This window comes from Mycobacterium vicinigordonae, from assembly GCF_013466425.1.
Taxonomy (GTDB): domain Bacteria; phylum Actinomycetota; class Actinomycetes; order Mycobacteriales; family Mycobacteriaceae; genus Mycobacterium; species Mycobacterium vicinigordonae.
Window position 1 is genome coordinate 3,581,059 of sequence record NZ_CP059165.1, and the last position, 16,118, is coordinate 3,597,176.

At 66.6% G+C, this 16,118-nt stretch carries 16 protein-coding genes; 4 read left to right on the forward strand and 12 right to left on the reverse strand.

The genetic code is table 11. The annotated features are described in order from the left end of the window. Window positions 1–2: 2 nt before the first annotated feature. From H0P51_RS16210 to H0P51_RS16225, 4 genes are all read right to left on the reverse strand, one after another. Window positions 3–845, reverse strand: coding sequence for a carbohydrate ABC transporter permease (locus tag H0P51_RS16210; protein ID WP_180913819.1), 843 nt, complete (start codon window positions 843–845; stop codon window positions 3–5). Further along, window positions 832–1,791, reverse strand: a complete 960-nt coding sequence (locus tag H0P51_RS16215; RefSeq protein ID WP_425488864.1) for a carbohydrate ABC transporter permease — start codon at window positions 1,789–1,791, stop codon at window positions 832–834. Before H0P51_RS16215 ends, H0P51_RS16210 begins: the two co-directional genes overlap by 14 nt. Beyond that, a complete protein-coding gene (locus tag H0P51_RS16220; protein WP_180913820.1) occupies window positions 1,788–3,116 on the reverse strand; it encodes an ABC transporter substrate-binding protein in 1,329 nt (442 codons plus the stop codon). Before H0P51_RS16220 ends, H0P51_RS16215 begins: the two co-directional genes overlap by 4 nt. A gap of 97 nt (window positions 3,117–3,213) precedes the next feature. Continuing rightward, a complete protein-coding gene (locus tag H0P51_RS16225; protein ID WP_180913821.1) occupies window positions 3,214–4,086 on the reverse strand; it encodes a sigma-70 family RNA polymerase sigma factor in 873 nt (290 codons plus the stop codon). Window positions 4,087–4,173: 87 nt separating this feature from the next. On the opposite strand from H0P51_RS16225, the gene H0P51_RS16230 reads away from it, so the two are divergent. Continuing rightward, a complete protein-coding gene (locus H0P51_RS16230) occupies window positions 4,174–4,530 on the forward strand; it encodes a DoxX family protein (RefSeq protein ID WP_180913822.1) in 357 nt (118 codons plus the stop codon). A 1-nt stretch (window position 4,531) separates the two neighbouring features. Here the strand turns inward: H0P51_RS16230 and H0P51_RS16235 are convergent, their stop codons facing one another. Next, entirely contained in the window at window positions 4,532–5,329 is a 798-nt protein-coding gene (locus H0P51_RS16235; RefSeq protein WP_180913823.1) for a nuclear transport factor 2 family protein, read from the reverse strand. Beyond that, window positions 5,326–5,889 (reverse strand): isochorismatase family protein, encoded by a 564-nt coding sequence (locus tag H0P51_RS16240; protein ID WP_180913824.1) that lies wholly within the window; start codon window positions 5,887–5,889, stop codon window positions 5,326–5,328. Before H0P51_RS16240 ends, H0P51_RS16235 begins: the two co-directional genes overlap by 4 nt. Before the next feature lie 58 nt (window positions 5,890–5,947). On the opposite strand from H0P51_RS16240, the gene H0P51_RS16245 reads away from it, so the two are divergent. Next, complete coding sequence (locus tag H0P51_RS16245) at window positions 5,948–6,913, forward strand: DoxX family membrane protein (protein WP_180913825.1); 966 nt, start codon at window positions 5,948–5,950, stop codon at window positions 6,911–6,913. On the opposite strand, the gene H0P51_RS16250 is transcribed toward H0P51_RS16245, so the two are convergent. Genes H0P51_RS16250 through H0P51_RS16260 form a run of 3 tightly spaced genes read right to left on the reverse strand, consistent with a single transcriptional unit; the run spans window position 6,882 to window position 10,891 of the window. Then, window positions 6,882–7,388, reverse strand: coding sequence for a gluconokinase (locus tag H0P51_RS16250; protein WP_425488866.1), 507 nt, complete (start codon window positions 7,386–7,388; stop codon window positions 6,882–6,884). The genes H0P51_RS16245 and H0P51_RS16250 overlap by 32 nt on opposite strands. Then, window positions 7,364–9,367: a DUF7064 domain-containing protein gene (locus tag H0P51_RS16255; protein WP_180913827.1), complete on the reverse strand. Its 2,004-nt coding sequence runs from the start codon at window positions 9,365–9,367 to the stop codon at window positions 7,364–7,366. Before H0P51_RS16255 ends, H0P51_RS16250 begins: the two co-directional genes overlap by 25 nt. Before the next feature lie 18 nt (window positions 9,368–9,385). Then, on the reverse strand, window positions 9,386–10,891 hold the full coding sequence (locus tag H0P51_RS16260) for a carboxylesterase/lipase family protein (protein WP_180913828.1): 1,506 nt from the start codon (window positions 10,889–10,891) through the stop codon (window positions 9,386–9,388). A gap of 78 nt (window positions 10,892–10,969) precedes the next feature. Here H0P51_RS16260 and H0P51_RS16265 point away from each other — a divergent pair, with 78 nt between their 5' ends. Beyond that, a complete protein-coding gene (locus H0P51_RS16265) occupies window positions 10,970–11,623 on the forward strand; it encodes a hypothetical protein (RefSeq protein WP_180913829.1) in 654 nt (217 codons plus the stop codon). Here H0P51_RS16265 and H0P51_RS16270 read toward each other — a convergent pair. Together H0P51_RS16270 and H0P51_RS16275 are read right to left on the reverse strand one after the other, a co-directional pair. Next, entirely contained in the window at window positions 11,610–12,566 is a 957-nt protein-coding gene (locus H0P51_RS16270; protein ID WP_180919013.1) for an SDR family NAD(P)-dependent oxidoreductase, read from the reverse strand. The genes H0P51_RS16265 and H0P51_RS16270 overlap by 14 nt on opposite strands. Further along, the gene (locus H0P51_RS16275) at window positions 12,560–13,771 is read right to left on the reverse strand and encodes a cytochrome P450 (protein ID WP_180913830.1); all 1,212 of its coding nucleotides are present in this window, start codon (window positions 13,769–13,771) and stop codon (window positions 12,560–12,562) included. Before H0P51_RS16275 ends, H0P51_RS16270 begins: the two co-directional genes overlap by 7 nt. Window positions 13,772–13,866: 95 nt before the next feature. Here H0P51_RS16275 and H0P51_RS16280 point away from each other — a divergent pair, with 95 nt between their 5' ends. Further along, a complete protein-coding gene (locus H0P51_RS16280) occupies window positions 13,867–14,496 on the forward strand; it encodes a TetR/AcrR family transcriptional regulator (RefSeq protein ID WP_180913831.1) in 630 nt (209 codons plus the stop codon). Window positions 14,497–14,506: 10 nt separating this feature from the next. On the opposite strand, the gene H0P51_RS16285 is transcribed toward H0P51_RS16280, so the two are convergent. Beyond that, window positions 14,507–16,105 carry a PE family protein gene (locus H0P51_RS16285; RefSeq protein WP_180913832.1) on the reverse strand — a complete coding sequence of 533 codons (1,599 nt, stop codon included), beginning with the start codon at window positions 16,103–16,105 and terminating at the stop codon, window positions 14,507–14,509. Window positions 16,106–16,118 lie beyond the last annotated feature (13 nt).

Below are 16,118 nucleotides of genomic sequence, written 5' to 3' on the forward strand. Positions count from 1 at the left end.
CCCTATCCGCCCAGGCCGGTCATCGCGATACCACGCACAAATGAGCGTTGAGCGAACGCATAGACGACCAACAGGGGCAGCAGAATAAGCATCGAGGTCGCCATCAGCACAGGCCAGCGTGCAACGTACTCGCCTCGCAACCGAACCAGGCCAAGGGTCAGCGTCGCCAGGCTATTGCGCTGAATCATCAATAGCGGCCAGAGAAAATCGTTCCACACACTGACCCAGGTGAGCACCGCCAGCACCATTACGGCGGGCCGAGCATGCGGAAGCAGGATGCGCCAATATATCTGCCACGGTGAGCAACCGTCGAGAATCGCTGCCTCCTCCAGATCGCTGGGCAGTGTGCGGAAGAACTGCCGCATCAAAAAAGTGCCGAACGCGCTGCCGAACAGTCCCGGCACGATCATCGCCCACGGTGTGTCGACCCAGCCTACAGCCCGCATCAGGATGAACTGCGGGATCACCGTCACCGTCAGCGGCACCATCAGCGTGCCGAGATAAAGTACGAACAAGGCGTCGCGGCCTCGAAAATTTAGTCGCGCAAAGGCATATCCGGCCAGCGAGCAGAAAAATACCTGCCCGGCGGTGACACAGCCCGCGTACAGGACGGTGTTGAAAAACATCCGCCAGAACGGCATGAGCCCGAACACCTCGGTGTAGTTGGACCAATTCGGGCTGGAAGGAACCAGTTTCGGTTCGCTGATCTCCGCATCATTCTTCAACGATCCCGACAGCGCCCACAGGATCGGCGATAGCGCACACCAGGCGATGAAGAGCAGCGCCGCATACAGGACGGCGGCACGAATGCCGTTGCGCAGCAAGGGCCGTTCAACCCAAACCACGAGTAGCCTCCCAGGTGTGTCGACGGGAGATCCGCAGCTGCACCACTGTCAACACCAGCAGGATGGCGAAGACCACCCACGCCAGTGCGGAGGCGTAACCGAACTCCAGGAACGAGAATGCGTGCTGGAAGAGCATGATGCCGAGTACATAGGTCCCGGCCTCGGGGCCACCGTTGGGCCCATTGAGCACGTAGACGAGGTCGAAAGACTGGAACGCGTGGATGACCGAGATGACCACGACGAACGACATCGCGCCGCGGATCAGCGGCACCGTGATGGACACGAACTGCCGAACCTCGCCCGCACCATCGATTTTCGCGGCCTCATAGATCGTCTCCGGAATGCCCTGCATCGCCGCGAGCAGGATCACAGTGGCGAATGGGACGGCGCGCCACACGCTGACCAGACACAGGGAGACCATCGCCCAGTGGGGTTCGACCAGCCACGGTATCGGGCTGATGCCAATCCAGCCGAGCATGATGTTTAGCAAGCCGTTGTCGGTGTTGAAGACGAACTGCCACACCACCGCCATCACCACCGAGGAGATGGCCAGCGGCAGGAAGACGACGGTCCGAAAGAAGCCGATGCCCTTGATCTTCCGATTCAGGAGACCGGCGACCACAAGGCTGATCACCACGGTGGGCGCCACGGTGCCCATGGTGTAGATGACAGTGTTGCGCATGGCGATCACGAACAACGGATCGGAGGTGAACAGGTTACGGAAGTTAGCTAGTCCGACGAATTTGGCCGGAGTGAACATGTCCCACCGCTGCACGCTCATGTACAGCGAGAAGCCGAGGGGGAACAGCATGAACACGATTACCGCGGCCAGATTCGGTGCGACGAAGAGCCTACCGGCCCACGCCCGTCGGCGCGACACAGTCGGCTTGGCCGGAGTCGGCTTCGCCGGACCCGCGGAGTCGCGCGGCGAGTGGATGGCGGTCATGGGTTGCGCAGCACCTCGTCGACGGCGCGGGACAGGCCAGTCAGGGAACTCGCCGGCCGCGAACCCCGCAACACGGGTCCCAAGTTGCGGTCCATCAGCGCCACGATCTTCTCCCAGGCCGGCGTGATCGGCAGGCCCGCCGAAACGGACGGCCCGTCGGTGAGGACGGCAAGGTTACCGATGCGGCGGTGTGCGTCGGCAAATCCGCCGGAGTGGATCGCCGAATTCAGCACCGGAACGAACAACCCGGATTCGGCGATCAGCGCCTGCCCAGCCGGGCCGGATGCGAACTTGACGAATTCCCAAGCCTGTTCCCGGCGTTGGCTCGTCGCCGCGATGGCGAGGCCGGTGACGCCGATATTCGAGTGGGCGTCGCCCACAAGTGGTCCCACCGGTAGCGGCGCCACGTCGAAGTCCAGGCCGGGGGCCCGGTCGAAGGTTGGGTAACGCCAATGTCCGGCAAGGGCCATTGCCGCCCGGCCCGCAGAGAACAGGTCGGCGTTCGACATCGACTGCTGGTCGGAGGCGCTTGGCGAGACCCGGTGTTTGTTGATCAGGTCGGCGTAGAACTGGACGGCGTCGACGAAGGTATCGTCGTCGAAGTTCAGGTGGGTCGGATCCTTCAGCGGCTGTGACCACGGCACACCGTTGTTCATCGCGAACAGACCGGCGGCATAGAACGACACCCACGCGTTGACGAACCCCCACTGGGTCACCCGCCCGGTGGAATCCCGCCGGGTCAGTGCCTGCGCCGCGTCCAAGAATTCGTTGAACCCCCACGTCTGGTGCCAGGTGCGCGGCGGTGGACTGACGCCGGCGGCGGCGAACATCTCCTTGTTGTAGTACAGGAAATTGCCCGACCACTGCTCCGGAAAAGCGTATTGACCGCCATTTGGACCGGCAGGGTAGCTGAACGTGTCGTACAACGAGTCGAGGCTGTCCGACTTCAGCTGCGCGGCGAAAGCCGGGTCGCGGCGCAGCAAGGTGTTGAGGTCCAGCAGGACGCCGCGGTCGGCCAGTTCGGCGTAGCTCAGCTCCCAGGTCATCAACACGTCGGGGCATCTGCCGCCGGCGCAGAATGTCGACAACTGTTGCATCACGCCGGGTCCCGACAACAGTGCCCGCACCTTGATGTCGGGGTGCCGGCGCTGAAATTCGTTGACAACCCGCATTCGGGGACGAATTTCGTCGGGGTTGGCAGCGAAGAAGAAGGTCAGCGCGTCGTCGTCGGAAGCACATCCTGCGGTCCATGGCGCCAGTGCGGTCACCGCGACCGCGCCGGCTGCCTTCATCAGGCCGCGTCGTCCGAACGGCTCGCCGAACATGTTGCTCCCGGTCCCGGCCCGCCGGCCCACTTGATCGGCGGGTTGTGATGTCCTTCATAGCGGATCCGGCTGTGGTATCGCTGCGATACCAGCGCACTCATTGCGGCAACATAAGCGAGGCCCGGCGGAGGCGCTCACCGTCAGCGGTGATGTCGATGGCCTCGATGCGATCGTCGGCGTCAAACCGTAACTGCAACAACGCTTCCAGGCGATTAGCGGGAGCGATCACGATACCCGGGACACCGTCGACGAGCACCACCACGCCGGCCCGGGCCCGGTGCGCGAACCGGCGAGTCTCGGTCGCGACCGCCTTGGCACCCCGTATTTCGAGCGCAACGCCGGCGGGGACCAGGGCAGGATCGACGGTGCGCACCACATCGGGGGCCAGCAGGTTCAGCAACGTCTGGATGTCACCCCCGCGGGACGCCGCCAAGAAAGCTTCCACCAACCGGGTGTGGGCTGACGAGCGCGGACTCCGCGTGGCCGGAGCCGGGTGCAGCTGCACCCTGGCCCGACTGGCGAGTTTCTTTGCCGCCGAAGCAGACCTGCCCAGCGCTTCGCCAATCGCCTCAAACGGGACACCGAACACGTCGTGCAGGACGAAGGCAACGCGCTGGGCCGGCGACAGGCGGTCGAGGACCACCAGCAGCGCACGGCTGACCGAGTCCGCCAGCACGACTTCGTCGTCAGCCGCGGCGACAAGCCGATCCAGCTCGCCGGATCCGTCCAACGGGCGCTCGGCACGGCGACGACGCGCGCGCAACTGGTCGACGGCCTCGCGGGCGGTGATTGTGGTGAACCACCCGGTGAGGTTGTCGACCGAACGATAGTCCGCGCTGCTGGCCTTCAACCACGCAGACTGCACCACATCCTCGGCCTCAGCCAGCGAACCGAGCAGGTTGAACGCCACCGACTTCAGGTGCCGTCGATCGGCTTCGAATCGTGTCGCGAGTTCCTCAAGGGAGTCCATGGGTCACCTTTTTCCAGCGGGCTTCGTCAGAGAGACGACACGTCCATCGGCAGTCCACCAGAGACCACCTCGAAGGAGACCGGCACCATGACCATATACACCACCTACCGAATCGTCATCCTCGCCACCGCGGTCATCACCGCTGCGATTGCGGTGGCCGACCTGATCCCGGCGCAGTTCGTGCTTGCCAATTCAGCACGGGTGAATGTGTCCAGGTCATTGCTGCCAACCTTGGCTGCCCTAAAACTCGCTGGAGCCGCCGGCTTGGTGATAGGACTGCTCTGGCTGCGGCCAATCGGCATCGCGGCCGCAGCCGGGTTGGTGTTGTTCTTCGTCGGCGCGGTCGTCACGCATATCCGGGCGGGTGTGTTGTCCAACATCGCATTTCCCGGCGCCTACTTATTGCTGTCGGCCGTGTCGCTGGCGCTACTGATCTTGTACTGAATCAGGCTGGAAAATAACGAATTGCGTTGATCTGATGCCCGCGGCGGGGCACATCGGCGAACAGGATTCCGCGGCCATGATCGGAGGAGACCGACGCCACGACCGTGGATCCCGCTCCAATCAGCTTGGTCCAACGCGTTCCCCGGATCTGCTCGATCAGCTCGCCCGCATCGAGCGGGTCATCGTCACCGAGAGTGACTGGGGCGCCAGGCGACAACGCCCGTAGGACGGCGGCGGTGTCGCCAGCGCGGACCGCACGCAGGAAGCCTTCCGCCAGCTTCTTGTGCCGGGTGCCGGCGCGTCGGAATCCGGTCATGAAACCGACCGTGCCGCGGGGGCCCTGATTGCCCAACAGCCCCTTGGCAAGTGCTAAACCCGGTGTCAGCGCCCGCGTTCCGGTCTTGAGGAACTGCAGCATCATTGCCGGTAACTCCCAATAGGCCCGCAGCCGCTCGACCTGCCAATCGCCGTTTGACCCCCGCAGGTCGTAGCGCAAGAACGCCGGAATGTACATCGTCACCGGAGTTCCCATCGCCACCTCGAGTTCGAGATCACGCAGGACGGACTGGCCCCTGACGATATCGAGGTCGCGGTGAAATCTGATGCCGCGCGGACCGATGAAGGTGTCGTAGAAGCGGTATATCTGGTCGTGCCCGATGTGGGGGCTCGACCCCACCGGGTCCTCGACCCGTCCGTCGGCGGTGAAAACTTTGACCCAGGCGTCGCGATCGTGCAGGGCGACCGCTTGCGGCGAGCGTTCCACCACGGCAAGCAGCTCGTCCCGGTTTGTTGTGGTCATAGCTGGTTTCCGATCAATTCGACACGGGCGGTGCGCATCTCGGATAGCGCGCGCTCGGTCGACGCTACCGTCACACCGGCTGTCAGATCCAGCAGCACCCGGGTGCCGAGGCCCGCCCGGGCTGCGTCTATTGCGGTGTGCCGGACGCAGTGCTCGATCGCGACGCCAACCACGTCGACCGCGTCGATGTCGCGCTGACGCAGCCACTGCAGCAGCGGGTTCCCCTGGTCGTCTACACCCTCGAAACCGCTGTAACCCGCGGAGTAGGCACCTTTTCGGAAGACGGCCTCAATGGCGGCGGTGTCGAGGCCGGGTTCGAAGCCGGCTCCCAGGGTGCCGGCACGACAGTGCGGTGGCCAGGACGTGGCGAAGTCGGGGTGGTCGGAAAAGTGTTCGCCCGGGTCGATGTGGAAGTCTTTGGTGGCGACAATATGGGCGTAACCCGTTTGACTGGCTAGATAATCGTTGATCGTCCGCGCCAACATGTGCGCGCCCGTGACCGGCACCGGACCGCCCTCGCAGAAGTCGTTCTGCATGTCGACGATGATCAACGCCCGCACGCTTTATACCCTATCGCCGACGGGTTTGTGGGCGGTCCGGCCGGGGAACACAGCGCGCATGTTGATCCGCAGAATCGCTCGACCCATGTTGTCAGCTGTCTTCATCGGCCAGGGAGTGGAGGCGCTGCTCAACCCCAAACCCGCAGCTCAAGCCGCACAACCGACCGTCGACGGGCTGCAGGCGCTGCCCGATTCGGTGAGCGGCAACATCCCCGCCGACGCCGAGAGGTTCGCCCAGATCAACGCGGCCGTTCAGATCGGCGGCGGGGTGCTGCTGGCCGCTGGCCGCCTGCCCCGGCTGGCCTCGGCGGCCCTGGCTCTGACCGTGATCCCGGGCAACCTTGGCTCACATATGTTTTGGGCCGAACCGGACCCGGAGCGCAAGGCCGAAAAGCGGCGGGCGTTCTTGGGTGACGTAAGTCTGCTCGGCGGCCTGATCATTGCTTCGGCCGATACCGCGGGCAAACCGTCGCTGGGTTGGCGAGGCCGACGGGCCGCTGAGCGGCTCTCCGAGCGAGTGTCGGGTTCGGATTCGGAGTTCGGCGAGAAGATCGTGCACGGTTTGCAGGTCGGTGCCGAGCGCAGCCGCGAGCTGGCCAGCACCGCCGCCGAACGCAGCGCCCCCTATGCCGAAGCAGCACTCGAGCGGGGCCGTGAATTGGCCAGCACCGCCGCCGAGAAAACCGCGCCGTACGCGAAGAAGGCGCGCAAGCGTAGCGAAGAACTAGCCAGCACGGCCGTCGAGAAGAGCGCACCGTATGCCAAGAAGGCCCGCAAACGTGGCGAGAAGCTGGCCGACACTGCGCTCGAGCGGGGTGCGGAACTCGCCGAGACCGCGCGGCACCGCGGCGAGAAGCTGGCCGACACCGCACTCGAGCGGGGCGCAGAACTCGCCGAGACCGCGCGGCACCGCGGCGCCCGCCTGGCGGATACGGCGGTGGCCAGGGGAAACGAATTCGCCGAGACGGCCCGGGACCGTCTCGATGACGAGCTCAGCAGCCGCCGCAAGCGGTGGAAGCGCTAGCCAGGTAGTTGTCGACTATCGCGTGCACGTCGAGTCCGTCGACGTTGACGCGAATTCCGGGCTCGTCGGTGCCCAACGGCTGCAGCGCGTCGAACTGTGACTGCATCAGGGTCTTCGGCATGAAGTGATGCCGCCTGACAGCCAATCGCGCTGCGATCACGCCAGGTGAGGCGCTCAGGTGCAGGAATCGCACGGACGGGTTGTGGTCGCGAAGTTGATCCCGGTATCGGCGCTGGAGCGCCGAGCAGCTCACGACGCCCCGATGCGTGGCCAGCCACTGACCGACCCGCTGCAGCCAGGGGAAACGGTCGTCGTCGCCCAGTGGTTCACCCGCGGACATCTTCGTGACATTCTCCGGTGAGTGCAGGGTATCGGCGTCCAGGAACGGGAGCCCCAACCGCCGGGCGAGCGCGATGCCGACGGTCGACTTGCCGGATCCGGAGACACCCATCACAACGACTGGCTGCGATTCCATTCCATCCATCCCACTCCAGTGCGGCCGTCGGTAGTGGCGACGTCGACCCAGGCACGCGGAAACTGACTAGCCCGACCGTCGACCGCAACCAACCGGACCGGGGCGTGCGCTCGCACGGTGACCTCAGCAGTCATCCCGCCGGGCGCCAGCTCCAGCGTGGTGTCCTCAGGTAATCCATTGCCGTTGAACACTTTACGGATATTCACCCTGGTCAGTTCGGTGATGTCTCCCGCAGCGTCCTGGGTGTATCCGATACTGATCGGCGGGGTGTTGGGGATCTGCAGGCTCAGACCGTGCAGGTGGGTCCCGTCGTCGAGATGCAATGCGCACCACATCCAGTCCATACTCCACCAGTCGCGCACCCCCCACGAGTGGTCGCGCTGGCCGGGCACCGAATCGAGGTGGTAGCTGGACTGCTCGACGGTGACGGTGCCCGAGACCGTGCACGGGATTTCGTACCGGGTGGTCAGCCGGTACTTGTAGGGGGTTCCGTCACTGGACCAGACGAGATTCATCGCGACCGCGACTGGCTCCCCCGGCTCACCGCGCAGCAATGCCGACGGGTCCGAGAACGCCTGACCTTGCCCGCGCAGGTCCAAGCGGTAAGTCTGCAGCGGCTCGCCAGCGTGATGGGCGAGTTGGATGCCATCGGCGTCCACCGTCCAGGGATCATGTGGCAGCGGCACTTTGCAGTCGAGGGCAACAGTCGCCAGACTGGGCCCACACACCACTGCATGGATCAACGCCGTCTGCTCGTTGGAGATCCGACCCAGGCGGAACCAGCCGCTCACTCCCGCCGCGGCATCGACGAAATCGGCATACCAGCTCTCGCTCCACAGCGCTTCGTCGGTGGCGGTGTGCGCGGACTCGTCGTCGGCGGCAGGCCGCAGCGGCTCGGGTACTGCCGCGGCCGGCAGCGTCGCCAGCGCGTCGGTGTCCAGCACATGGGCACAATGCCGCTGCAGCATCGTCATGAACAGCTGGTCGCCACGTTGGGTGCGCTCCACCAACATTGAGGAGACGATCGCCATCATCACGCCGAAGAAGCTCTGCCGGCGTACGCCCTCCCGAACCTCGTCGAGGGTGACCGGAGTCGCCGGTCCGAGCGCCTCGTGGTACGCCCGAAGCAACGCGTCGTAAGTAGCGCGACGCTGCTCACTTGGCACCGCACAACCCAGGAAGTAGGCCAGGTCGGCGAACGCCGGACCCCAGGACACGGTCTGCCAATCGACCACGGTGAGTTTCCGGTCCGCACCCGGATCGCCGAAAAGCAGGTTGTCCAAGCGAAAGTCGCCGTGCATCAGGCCGTGGGGCCCGCCGCGGGCGGCTTCCTGGGCCTGATAGCCGTCGAACGCGTCCACCAGCCGCTCGCACACATCCCGGTGTTCGGGCGCGATCTGGTCGCCGTAGCGGTTGACGAAATCGGCGTACAGCGCCGAGATCATGGCCTGGTTGACCGGGGTGTCCCGGTTGAGCCAGGGCAAGTTCGCCAGTGCGCCCTCGCCCAGCAGCGGACCATGCAGGTGGCCCAGTTCGCTGACCGCCAGTGTGGCCTGTTCGGTTGTCGCGCCGGTGATTTCGTCGCCAACGGTGGCCGGCCAGGCGTCGGCCAGCAGCAGGTCGAACACACCGCTGGAGGTGTCGATGGCGGCGTGGTAGCAGGGTGCGACCGCACCGCCGAGCCGGGGCGCGATGTCCTGGTAGAACCGGACCTCACGCTCGTAGAGGCCCAGCGTCAGCCCGGTCTGGCGACTTACCGGGTCGCTGGCGGCGACCTTGAGCACCACAGACGCGGGACCGGATCCAGCCGAGTACGTAAGCCCGATCCGGTAGCACTCGCTCATTTGGCCGGTGCCGATGCGCTCCGTGGTGAGTTCGGCGACGGCGCCGGCACCCAGCGTCGCGGTGAGCCATTCGGCGGTCAAGTCGGCGGGCCGCTCGATGGCGCGGTCGGTGCCTTCGCCGGTTTCAGATGCCATGACCGACAGCGTGCCAGCTCACTGCGCCAGGCAGAAGCCGTCCCAGGCCAGCCTGCGGTGTTGGTGCGGGTCGAACTCGACGCGGGTCTTCCGATCGAACACCAGCACGGCGCGTTCGGGGTGCGAATGCATGGGCCAGTCGTCGCCGGGCACTCCGGTGCGGCTGAACAACCGCCACCGGCGTTGTATCTCGTTGCTGACCCGCAGTGCGGGGCGGCGATCGGCCGCCGCGGTGAGCAGCGCTCCGAGCCGGGTGCGGTAGACGTCGAAAACCGCTAACAGCTCCATCGCGTGGGTCGCTCCGAAACCGGACCACTGCAGGGTGCGCGGAGCGTAGTCGTAGCGGTACAGGTAGGTGGGGGCATGCTGACCGTGCGCTTCGGCGATCTGCCAGGCGGCCGTGCAGAACGCGAAGTCCCCGCCCAGCTGGATGCACGCCGACCGTTTGGGGTAGTCCGGGTATGCAGCCGTAATACGTTCGCGGGCCGTCGGTTCCACATTGGCGAGCAACTCTTCGACCATTTTCTCGTTGGTAGGGAGCATGCCGAGGAAGCGGGTGAACAGCCGCCCCTCCTCGGCATTGGTGCCGACGATCAAGGGCACTCGGTGCGACTGACCGCACCGCATTGCCTCCACCGGGTCGATGGGCACCATGTCGTCGCCGAATACCGGCCCAATCGGAAAAGCGCCCAGCCGTTGCTGCATGCCCTGCTCGAGGAGCCGGTGTTGAGTGTCGACGAGTTGGTCCGCCGAAGCCCGCATCAACACGGCGGCCGCGTCTTGGCGCCGGGCTCCGAGCAGGTGAGCGAAGCGGGTGGCGAACTCGGTGGCGACCTCTTGGGAACGCGTCATGCCGGCCGCCGGACTCTCGGCGATGGCCTGGTGGAACAGCCCGCCTGCGGCCGGCACGGCCAGCAATGTGGCCGTTATGTGTGCGCCGGCGCTCTCCCCGAAGATTGTCACGTTGTCCGGGTCGCCGCCGAAGCTGGCAATGTTGGCCTTGACCCAGCGCAACGCCAGCACCAGGTCACGCAGGTAGAGGTTGCTGTCGATGGTGATGTCCGGAGTGGACAGCGAAGACAGGTCCAGGCAACCCAACGCGCCCAGCCGATAGTTCACCGACACATAAACACAACCGCGGCGGGCCAGGGCGGCGCCGTCGTAAAGCGGGGTGGCCGAACTGCCCAGGATGTAGCCGCCGCCATGGATGAACACCATGACCGGTAGCGGTTCGTCGCCTCCTTTTTCGGGAGCGACGACGTTGAGGGTCAGGCAATCCTCGCTCATGGGCTGGTACCTGCCGACACCGAGCATGGTGTAGCGGCGCTGCTGCGGCGCGCAGTTGGTGAATCCGTGGCAGTGCCGCACCCCGGACCAGGGCTGCGCCGGCTGCGGGGCGCGGTAACGCAACGGGCCGACTGGCGGCCTGGCATACGGGATGGATCGCCAGCGGTGCACGCCGTCTCGGGTGAAGCCTTCGACGGTGCCGGTGGTTGTACGGGCGCGGACAGTGCGCTCATGCATGAGTCGAAGGTAGCGGACCGGTCGCACACACCGCGCGCGCAGCGCCCGAATCGGCTGCGTGGCGGTTAGCCTGACTGGATGCGGATCGCCGCGCTGGTCGCCATCCCGATGCTGGTCGTCGCCTGCTCACACACCGTCGGGGGCGCCGGGCAGCCGCAGACCAGCTCCGGTCGGGCGCCTTCCACGTCCGCGGCCGGCCCGTCGAGCAGCAAACCTTTGACTCCATCGGGCGTGCCGGCCGCCGGAGCGCCGATCGGTACTGTCATCGCCTGGATCGAAGCTGCTCATCCGGTTGACACCGGCCGCTACAAGCTCGGCGCCGACATCGCGTTCAATGCAGCCGCCAGCAAAACGAGATGCACGACTGATACCACGCACACCGCCGGTCTGCTGTCCTGCCTGGTCGAACTGGCCAGTCCCCCGCCGCGACCGGACACCGCCTACGGCGAGTGGAAGGGCGGCTGGGTCGACTTCGACGGCAGCAATCTGCAGGTTGGGTCGGTCCGCGCCGACCCGGGCCCGTTCCTGGCCGGCACCGGCGCAGAATTGGCTAATGGGGACTCCTTGGTGTTTGGCGACTTCCGCTGTCGCGCAGACCAAGCCGGCCTGTTCTGCGTGAACTACGCACACCAGTCCGCGGCCCGGTTCAGCGCCGCGGGGGTCGAGCCGTTCGGGTGCCTGCGGTCGGTGCCGCCTCCCGACGGTGTGGGCTTGGCCTTCAATTGTCCGTGATCGCGGCGAAAAGCTCGGCCATCTCGTCTGCGGGTCCGCTCGGCACCGTGTAGGCGGTTTGGTCGCGGATCTCGGTGAGATGATCTCGCACCTGCTCGAGCGACAACGTGGGGCTGCGAAAGCCCCTTGTCCTGCCGACGAAGAACCGGGACACGTGGCCAGCGCCGGCGGTGTAGATCTCACCCGTAACCGGACAGTCCGGGTGGGCCAGGAAGGCCACCACCGGCGCCACCAACGCCGGGTCGAGCTTGCGGAGGTACTGCGCCGCAAGGTCTTCCAAAATGGCTTGGGCAGTCGGGTCGTCCTGTTGGCCGGCGTCGTCGATGGAATGGATCAGCATCCTGGTGGCTGCGACGGGGGCGATGGCGTTGACCTTGATGTTGTGCGCGGCCCCTTCGGCGGCCAGCACCCGGGTCAGGCCGATCAAGCCGGTCTTGGCGGCGCCGTAGTTGCTCATGTTCTCCGCGCCCAGGATTCCGGCAGCCGAGCAGGTGTTGACCACGCGGCCGTATTGCCGCTCGCACATGGCTTTCCACGCCGGACGGGTCACGTGGAAGGCACCCCGCAGATGCACGTCGAGCAGCGGTTCGAAGCGGTCGGCGGTCATGTCCGCGAAGGGTGCGTCGCCGACGATTCCGGCATTGTTGACCACGATGTCGATCCGGCCCCATGTGCGGCGCGCCGTGTCGATGATCGCCTGCCCGCCCTCGGGACTCGTGACGCTGTGGGTGTCGGCGACAGCCTGGCCGCCGTGTCGGCGGATCTTGTCGACGACGGACGCGGCGGCCTCGGCGTCGGAGCCGGCGCCGGTCACCGATCCGCCAATGTCGTTGACCACGACCCGCGCGCCGCGAGATGCCAGCAGCAGGGCGTACTGTTCGCCCAAGCCGCCGCCTGCGCCGGTGATCACGGCGACCTGGTCGTCGAAGCGCAGGGTCACCAGCTGACCGGCAGTTCTTTCATGCCGTAGATGTCAGACTGCTTGAACAGCAGCCCATCCGGCGGCACAGCCAATCTAAGTCCGGGCAACCGCCGCGCCAGAGTGGCGAAGGCGACCTGCATCTCCACTCGGGCCAGGTTCTGGCCGATGCATTGGTGTACACCGTAGCCGAAAGCCAAGTGGCCGCGGGTGTTTCGCGTGACATCAAAAACCTCAGGACGTTCGACGAACTCGGTGTCCCAGTTGCCGGCGGGCAGGTTCATCACCACCGCGTCCCCGGCGCGGATCTGCTGACCGCCGAGGGTGAAGTCTTCGGTGGCCACCCGGTCGACCTGGCTGTGCACGATGCTCAGGTAGCGCATCAGCTCCTCGACCACGTTGGCGATAACCGCGCTGTCGTCGGTCCGACCGAGTAGCTGGAATACGTCGGGATGGTCCAGCAGCGCAACGGTTCCGAGCGAGATCATGTTTGCGGTGGTCTCGTGCCCAGCCTGCATCATGATCACGCTGGTCATGGCTACGGTCTCGCGGTTGAGTTGACCCGTCGCCACATAGTCGGTCACCTGCCTACTGATCAGATCGTCGCCCGGATCGCTTTCCTTGCGGCGCACCAATTCCTGAATATAGGCATACATCACCCCGAATGCCTGCGCACGTTCCTCGTCGGTCGACTTGTTGTCCAACCCCACCGAAGTGTGATGCTGAAAGAGCCCAAGATCTTCCGGGGGTACGCCGAGCAGCAACGCGATCACCATCGAGGGCACGGGCAATGCGAAGTCGCGGACCAGGTCGGCCCCAGGACCGTCGCCAATCATCTCGTCGAGGTAGTGATCGACCATGTCCTGGATCTGTGGCCGCATCGCCTCGCACCGTCGGAAGGTGAAGTTGCCGGTTAGCATGCGCCGCAACCGATGGTGCTCGGGATCGTCGACGCGGGCGAACATCACCGGCGTGTTCTCGGCACTGTCCGGTTTGAAGACATCGGGAATGGTGTCGGCGGACAGCCGCGGATCAACCAGGGCTGCCCGGATGTCGTCGTAGCGACTCACCGCCCAGGCCGGCTGACCGTGATACGTAACTTTTCGCAGTCCCGGCTGTCGTCGCCAGTCGGCGAATTCCGCCGGTGGCGCCAGCGGGCAATGGGCGGCGCGCGGGGCGGGGATGATCGGAAGGTCCGCGTCGGGGCGAACATCGGAAATTGTTGACATGAAAGGTCTTTCCAACTAAGTGTCAGCCTGGCTGCCAGTTGTATGAGCCTAGGACCGGACCTTATTGACAGTCAACTGTCAGTTAGGCTGTTTCCATGACGGCAGTGGCAGACCGACCGTTGCGGGCCGACGCGGCCCGCAATGTGGAACGGATTCTGCGTGCCGCCCGCGCTGTGTATCACGAGATCGGGCCAGACGCCCCGATCGAGGCGATAGCCCAACGCGCGGGAGTTGGCGAGCGAACCCTGTACCGCAGGTTTCCCGCCAAAGGCGAATTGGTCCGCGCCGCGCTGGACCAAAGCATCGCCGAGGATCTCACCCCCGTCATGGAGGAGGCGCGCACCAGCGCCGACCCCCTACATGGGCTGACCCAGCTGATCGACGCGGCGATCGGGCTCGGCGCGCGGGAACGCAATCTGCTGGCTGCCGCGCACCGGGCCGGCTCGTTGACCCCCGATGTGTCCGACGCGCTGGACGAGGCGCTGCGCGACCTCGTGCACCGTGGCCAGCGCGCCGGCCGGGTCCGGGCCGATCTCGTTGCCGACGATCTGCCCCGGCTGATCGCGATGCTGTACTCGGTGCTGTCCACCATGGAACCCGCCAGCGACGGCTGGCGGCGCTACGTGGCACTCATCCTGGATGCGATATCGAACGACGAGCGGCGGCCGCTCCCGCCGGCACCAGCCTTCTGGTACGCGTCGGAGCCCAACAGCTGGCCGCTGTGAAGACTTCGGCTCAGCCCGCCGCGCCGGTTGTGCCGTCGCTGCCGAACAGCAGGCCCCCGGCACCCCCATCGCCGCCCGCACCACCGGCGCCGGCCAACGTGCCCGTCCCACCGGCCGCCCCGGCTCCGCCGTCGCCACCATCACCAACCAGGGTGGTCGACCCACCGGCACCACCTGCCCCGCCCGCTCCCCCGGCACCCGAGGCCGCCGACCCACCCGCACCACCGCGACCACCGCCGCCGCCATTGCCGAACAGGTAGCCGCCCGACCCGCCGCGGCCGCCCGGCGCCCCGGCTCCACCCGCGTCACCGGCGCCGGTGGCCGCCGCCCCGGCGCCCCCGGCTCCGCCAACGCCACCATCGCCGAACAGCCAGGCGGCACCTGCGGCACCCCCGGCACCGCCATTGCCGCCGGAACCGGTTGCCTGGGTCAGCGCGTCGCCGCCCACCCCGCCAGCGCCGCCGTTGCCCAACAAGAAGCCCCCAGCCCCGCCGTTGCCACCGACTCCGCCGTCCTCGCTGAAGTGGCCCGCGCCGAGTCCGCCACTACCTCCGGTTCCTCCGACGCCGATGAACCTGGCGCTACCGCCCATCCCCCCGGCCCCGCCGACACCGCCGGCGCCGCTGGCTCCGCCACCGCCGCCCATGCCACCGTTGCCGAACAGCAGCCCGCCATCGCCGCCGCTTCCACCGAAACCACCGAGACCGCCTGTGGCTGAGGTAGCCGAGGCCACGCCACCGTGTCCGCCGGAACCGCCGTCGCCGATCAACCAGGCGTTTCCGCCGGCTCCGCCGACACCACCCCCGGTGAGAGGTGAACCGGCCGCGGTCGCCTGCCCGCCAGCGCCCCCGGCACCGCCGTTTCCGGCCAGCAGTCCACCCCAACCGCCGGCTCCGCCATTGCCACCGGCCCCGGCGCCCAGGCCGCCCGCGCCGCCGGAACCGCCGGCCCCAATCAGGATTGCTTGGCCACCGGCGCCGCCGAGGCCGCCGATGCCGGCGGGGGCATCGCCTCCGACACCGCCGATTCCGCCGTTGCCGAACAGCCAGCCGCCGTTACCGCCGGAGCCACCCACCGCACCGGCGGACCCTGCGCCACCAGCGCCACCGTTGCCGAATAACCCTGCGGCTCCGCCGCGACCGCCGGCCGGGTGGGCGCCACCGCCGGAACCGCCCGCACCGCCGTTGCCGAATAGCAGGCCCCCGGCGCCGCCGTCAGCTCCGGTTCCCGCCGCGCCATCGGCGCCGTTGCCGATCAACGGTCGGCCCAGGATGAGCTGGAAGGGTGCGTTAACGAGGTTGAGCAGTTGGTTCAACGGCGCCGGCAGCGCAGCAGCGCTCGCGGCCTCGGTGAGGTTGTAGGTATTGGCGGCCGCGGCCAGCGCCCGCGTGAATTCGGCGTGGAACGCCTCTGCCTGCGCGCTCAGCAATTGATACTCCAGTGCATGCCGGCCGAACACCGCGGCAATCGCCACCGACACTTCGTCAGCCGCGGCGGTCATGATCTGCGTGGTCGGAACGGCCGCAAATATGTTGGCGGCGTTGACCGCTGAGCCGATGCTGCCGAATTGCTCTGCAGCGGCGGCGATTGCCTCGGGCATCACGAGCATGGGGCACCTCCGG

Bases quoted from the DNA above. Each gene is read 5' to 3' on its own strand.
- H0P51_RS16215 (WP_425488864.1), bottom strand. From the start codon at position 1,791: ATGACCGCCATCCACTCGCCGCGCGACTCCGCGGGTCCGGCGAAGCCG.
- H0P51_RS16230 (WP_180913822.1), top strand. From the start codon at position 4,174: ATGACCATATACACCACCTACCGAATCGTCATCCTCGCCACCGCGGTC.
- H0P51_RS16255 (WP_180913827.1), bottom strand. From the start codon at position 9,367: ATGGCATCTGAAACCGGCGAAGGCACCGACCGCGCCATCGAGCGGCCC.
- H0P51_RS16285 (WP_180913832.1), bottom strand. From the start codon at position 16,105: ATGCTCGTGATGCCCGAGGCAATCGCCGCCGCTGCAGAGCAATTCGGC.
- H0P51_RS16235 (WP_180913823.1), bottom strand. From the start codon at position 5,329: ATGACCACAACAAACCGGGACGAGCTGCTTGCCGTGGTGGAACGCTCG.
- H0P51_RS16250 (WP_425488866.1), bottom strand. From the start codon at position 7,388: ATGGAATCGCAGCCAGTCGTTGTGATGGGTGTCTCCGGATCCGGCAAG.
- H0P51_RS16220 (WP_180913820.1), bottom strand. From the start codon at position 3,116: ATGTTCGGCGAGCCGTTCGGACGACGCGGCCTGATGAAGGCAGCCGGC.
- H0P51_RS16265 (WP_180913829.1), top strand. From the start codon at position 10,970: ATGCGGATCGCCGCGCTGGTCGCCATCCCGATGCTGGTCGTCGCCTGC.
- H0P51_RS16260 (WP_180913828.1), bottom strand. From the start codon at position 10,891: ATGCATGAGCGCACTGTCCGCGCCCGTACAACCACCGGCACCGTCGAA.
- H0P51_RS16245 (WP_180913825.1), top strand. From the start codon at position 5,948: ATGTTGATCCGCAGAATCGCTCGACCCATGTTGTCAGCTGTCTTCATC.
- H0P51_RS16225 (WP_180913821.1), bottom strand. From the start codon at position 4,086: ATGGACTCCCTTGAGGAACTCGCGACACGATTCGAAGCCGATCGACGG.
- H0P51_RS16280 (WP_180913831.1), top strand. From the start codon at position 13,867: ATGACGGCAGTGGCAGACCGACCGTTGCGGGCCGACGCGGCCCGCAAT.
- H0P51_RS16275 (WP_180913830.1), bottom strand. From the start codon at position 13,771: ATGTCAACAATTTCCGATGTTCGCCCCGACGCGGACCTTCCGATCATC.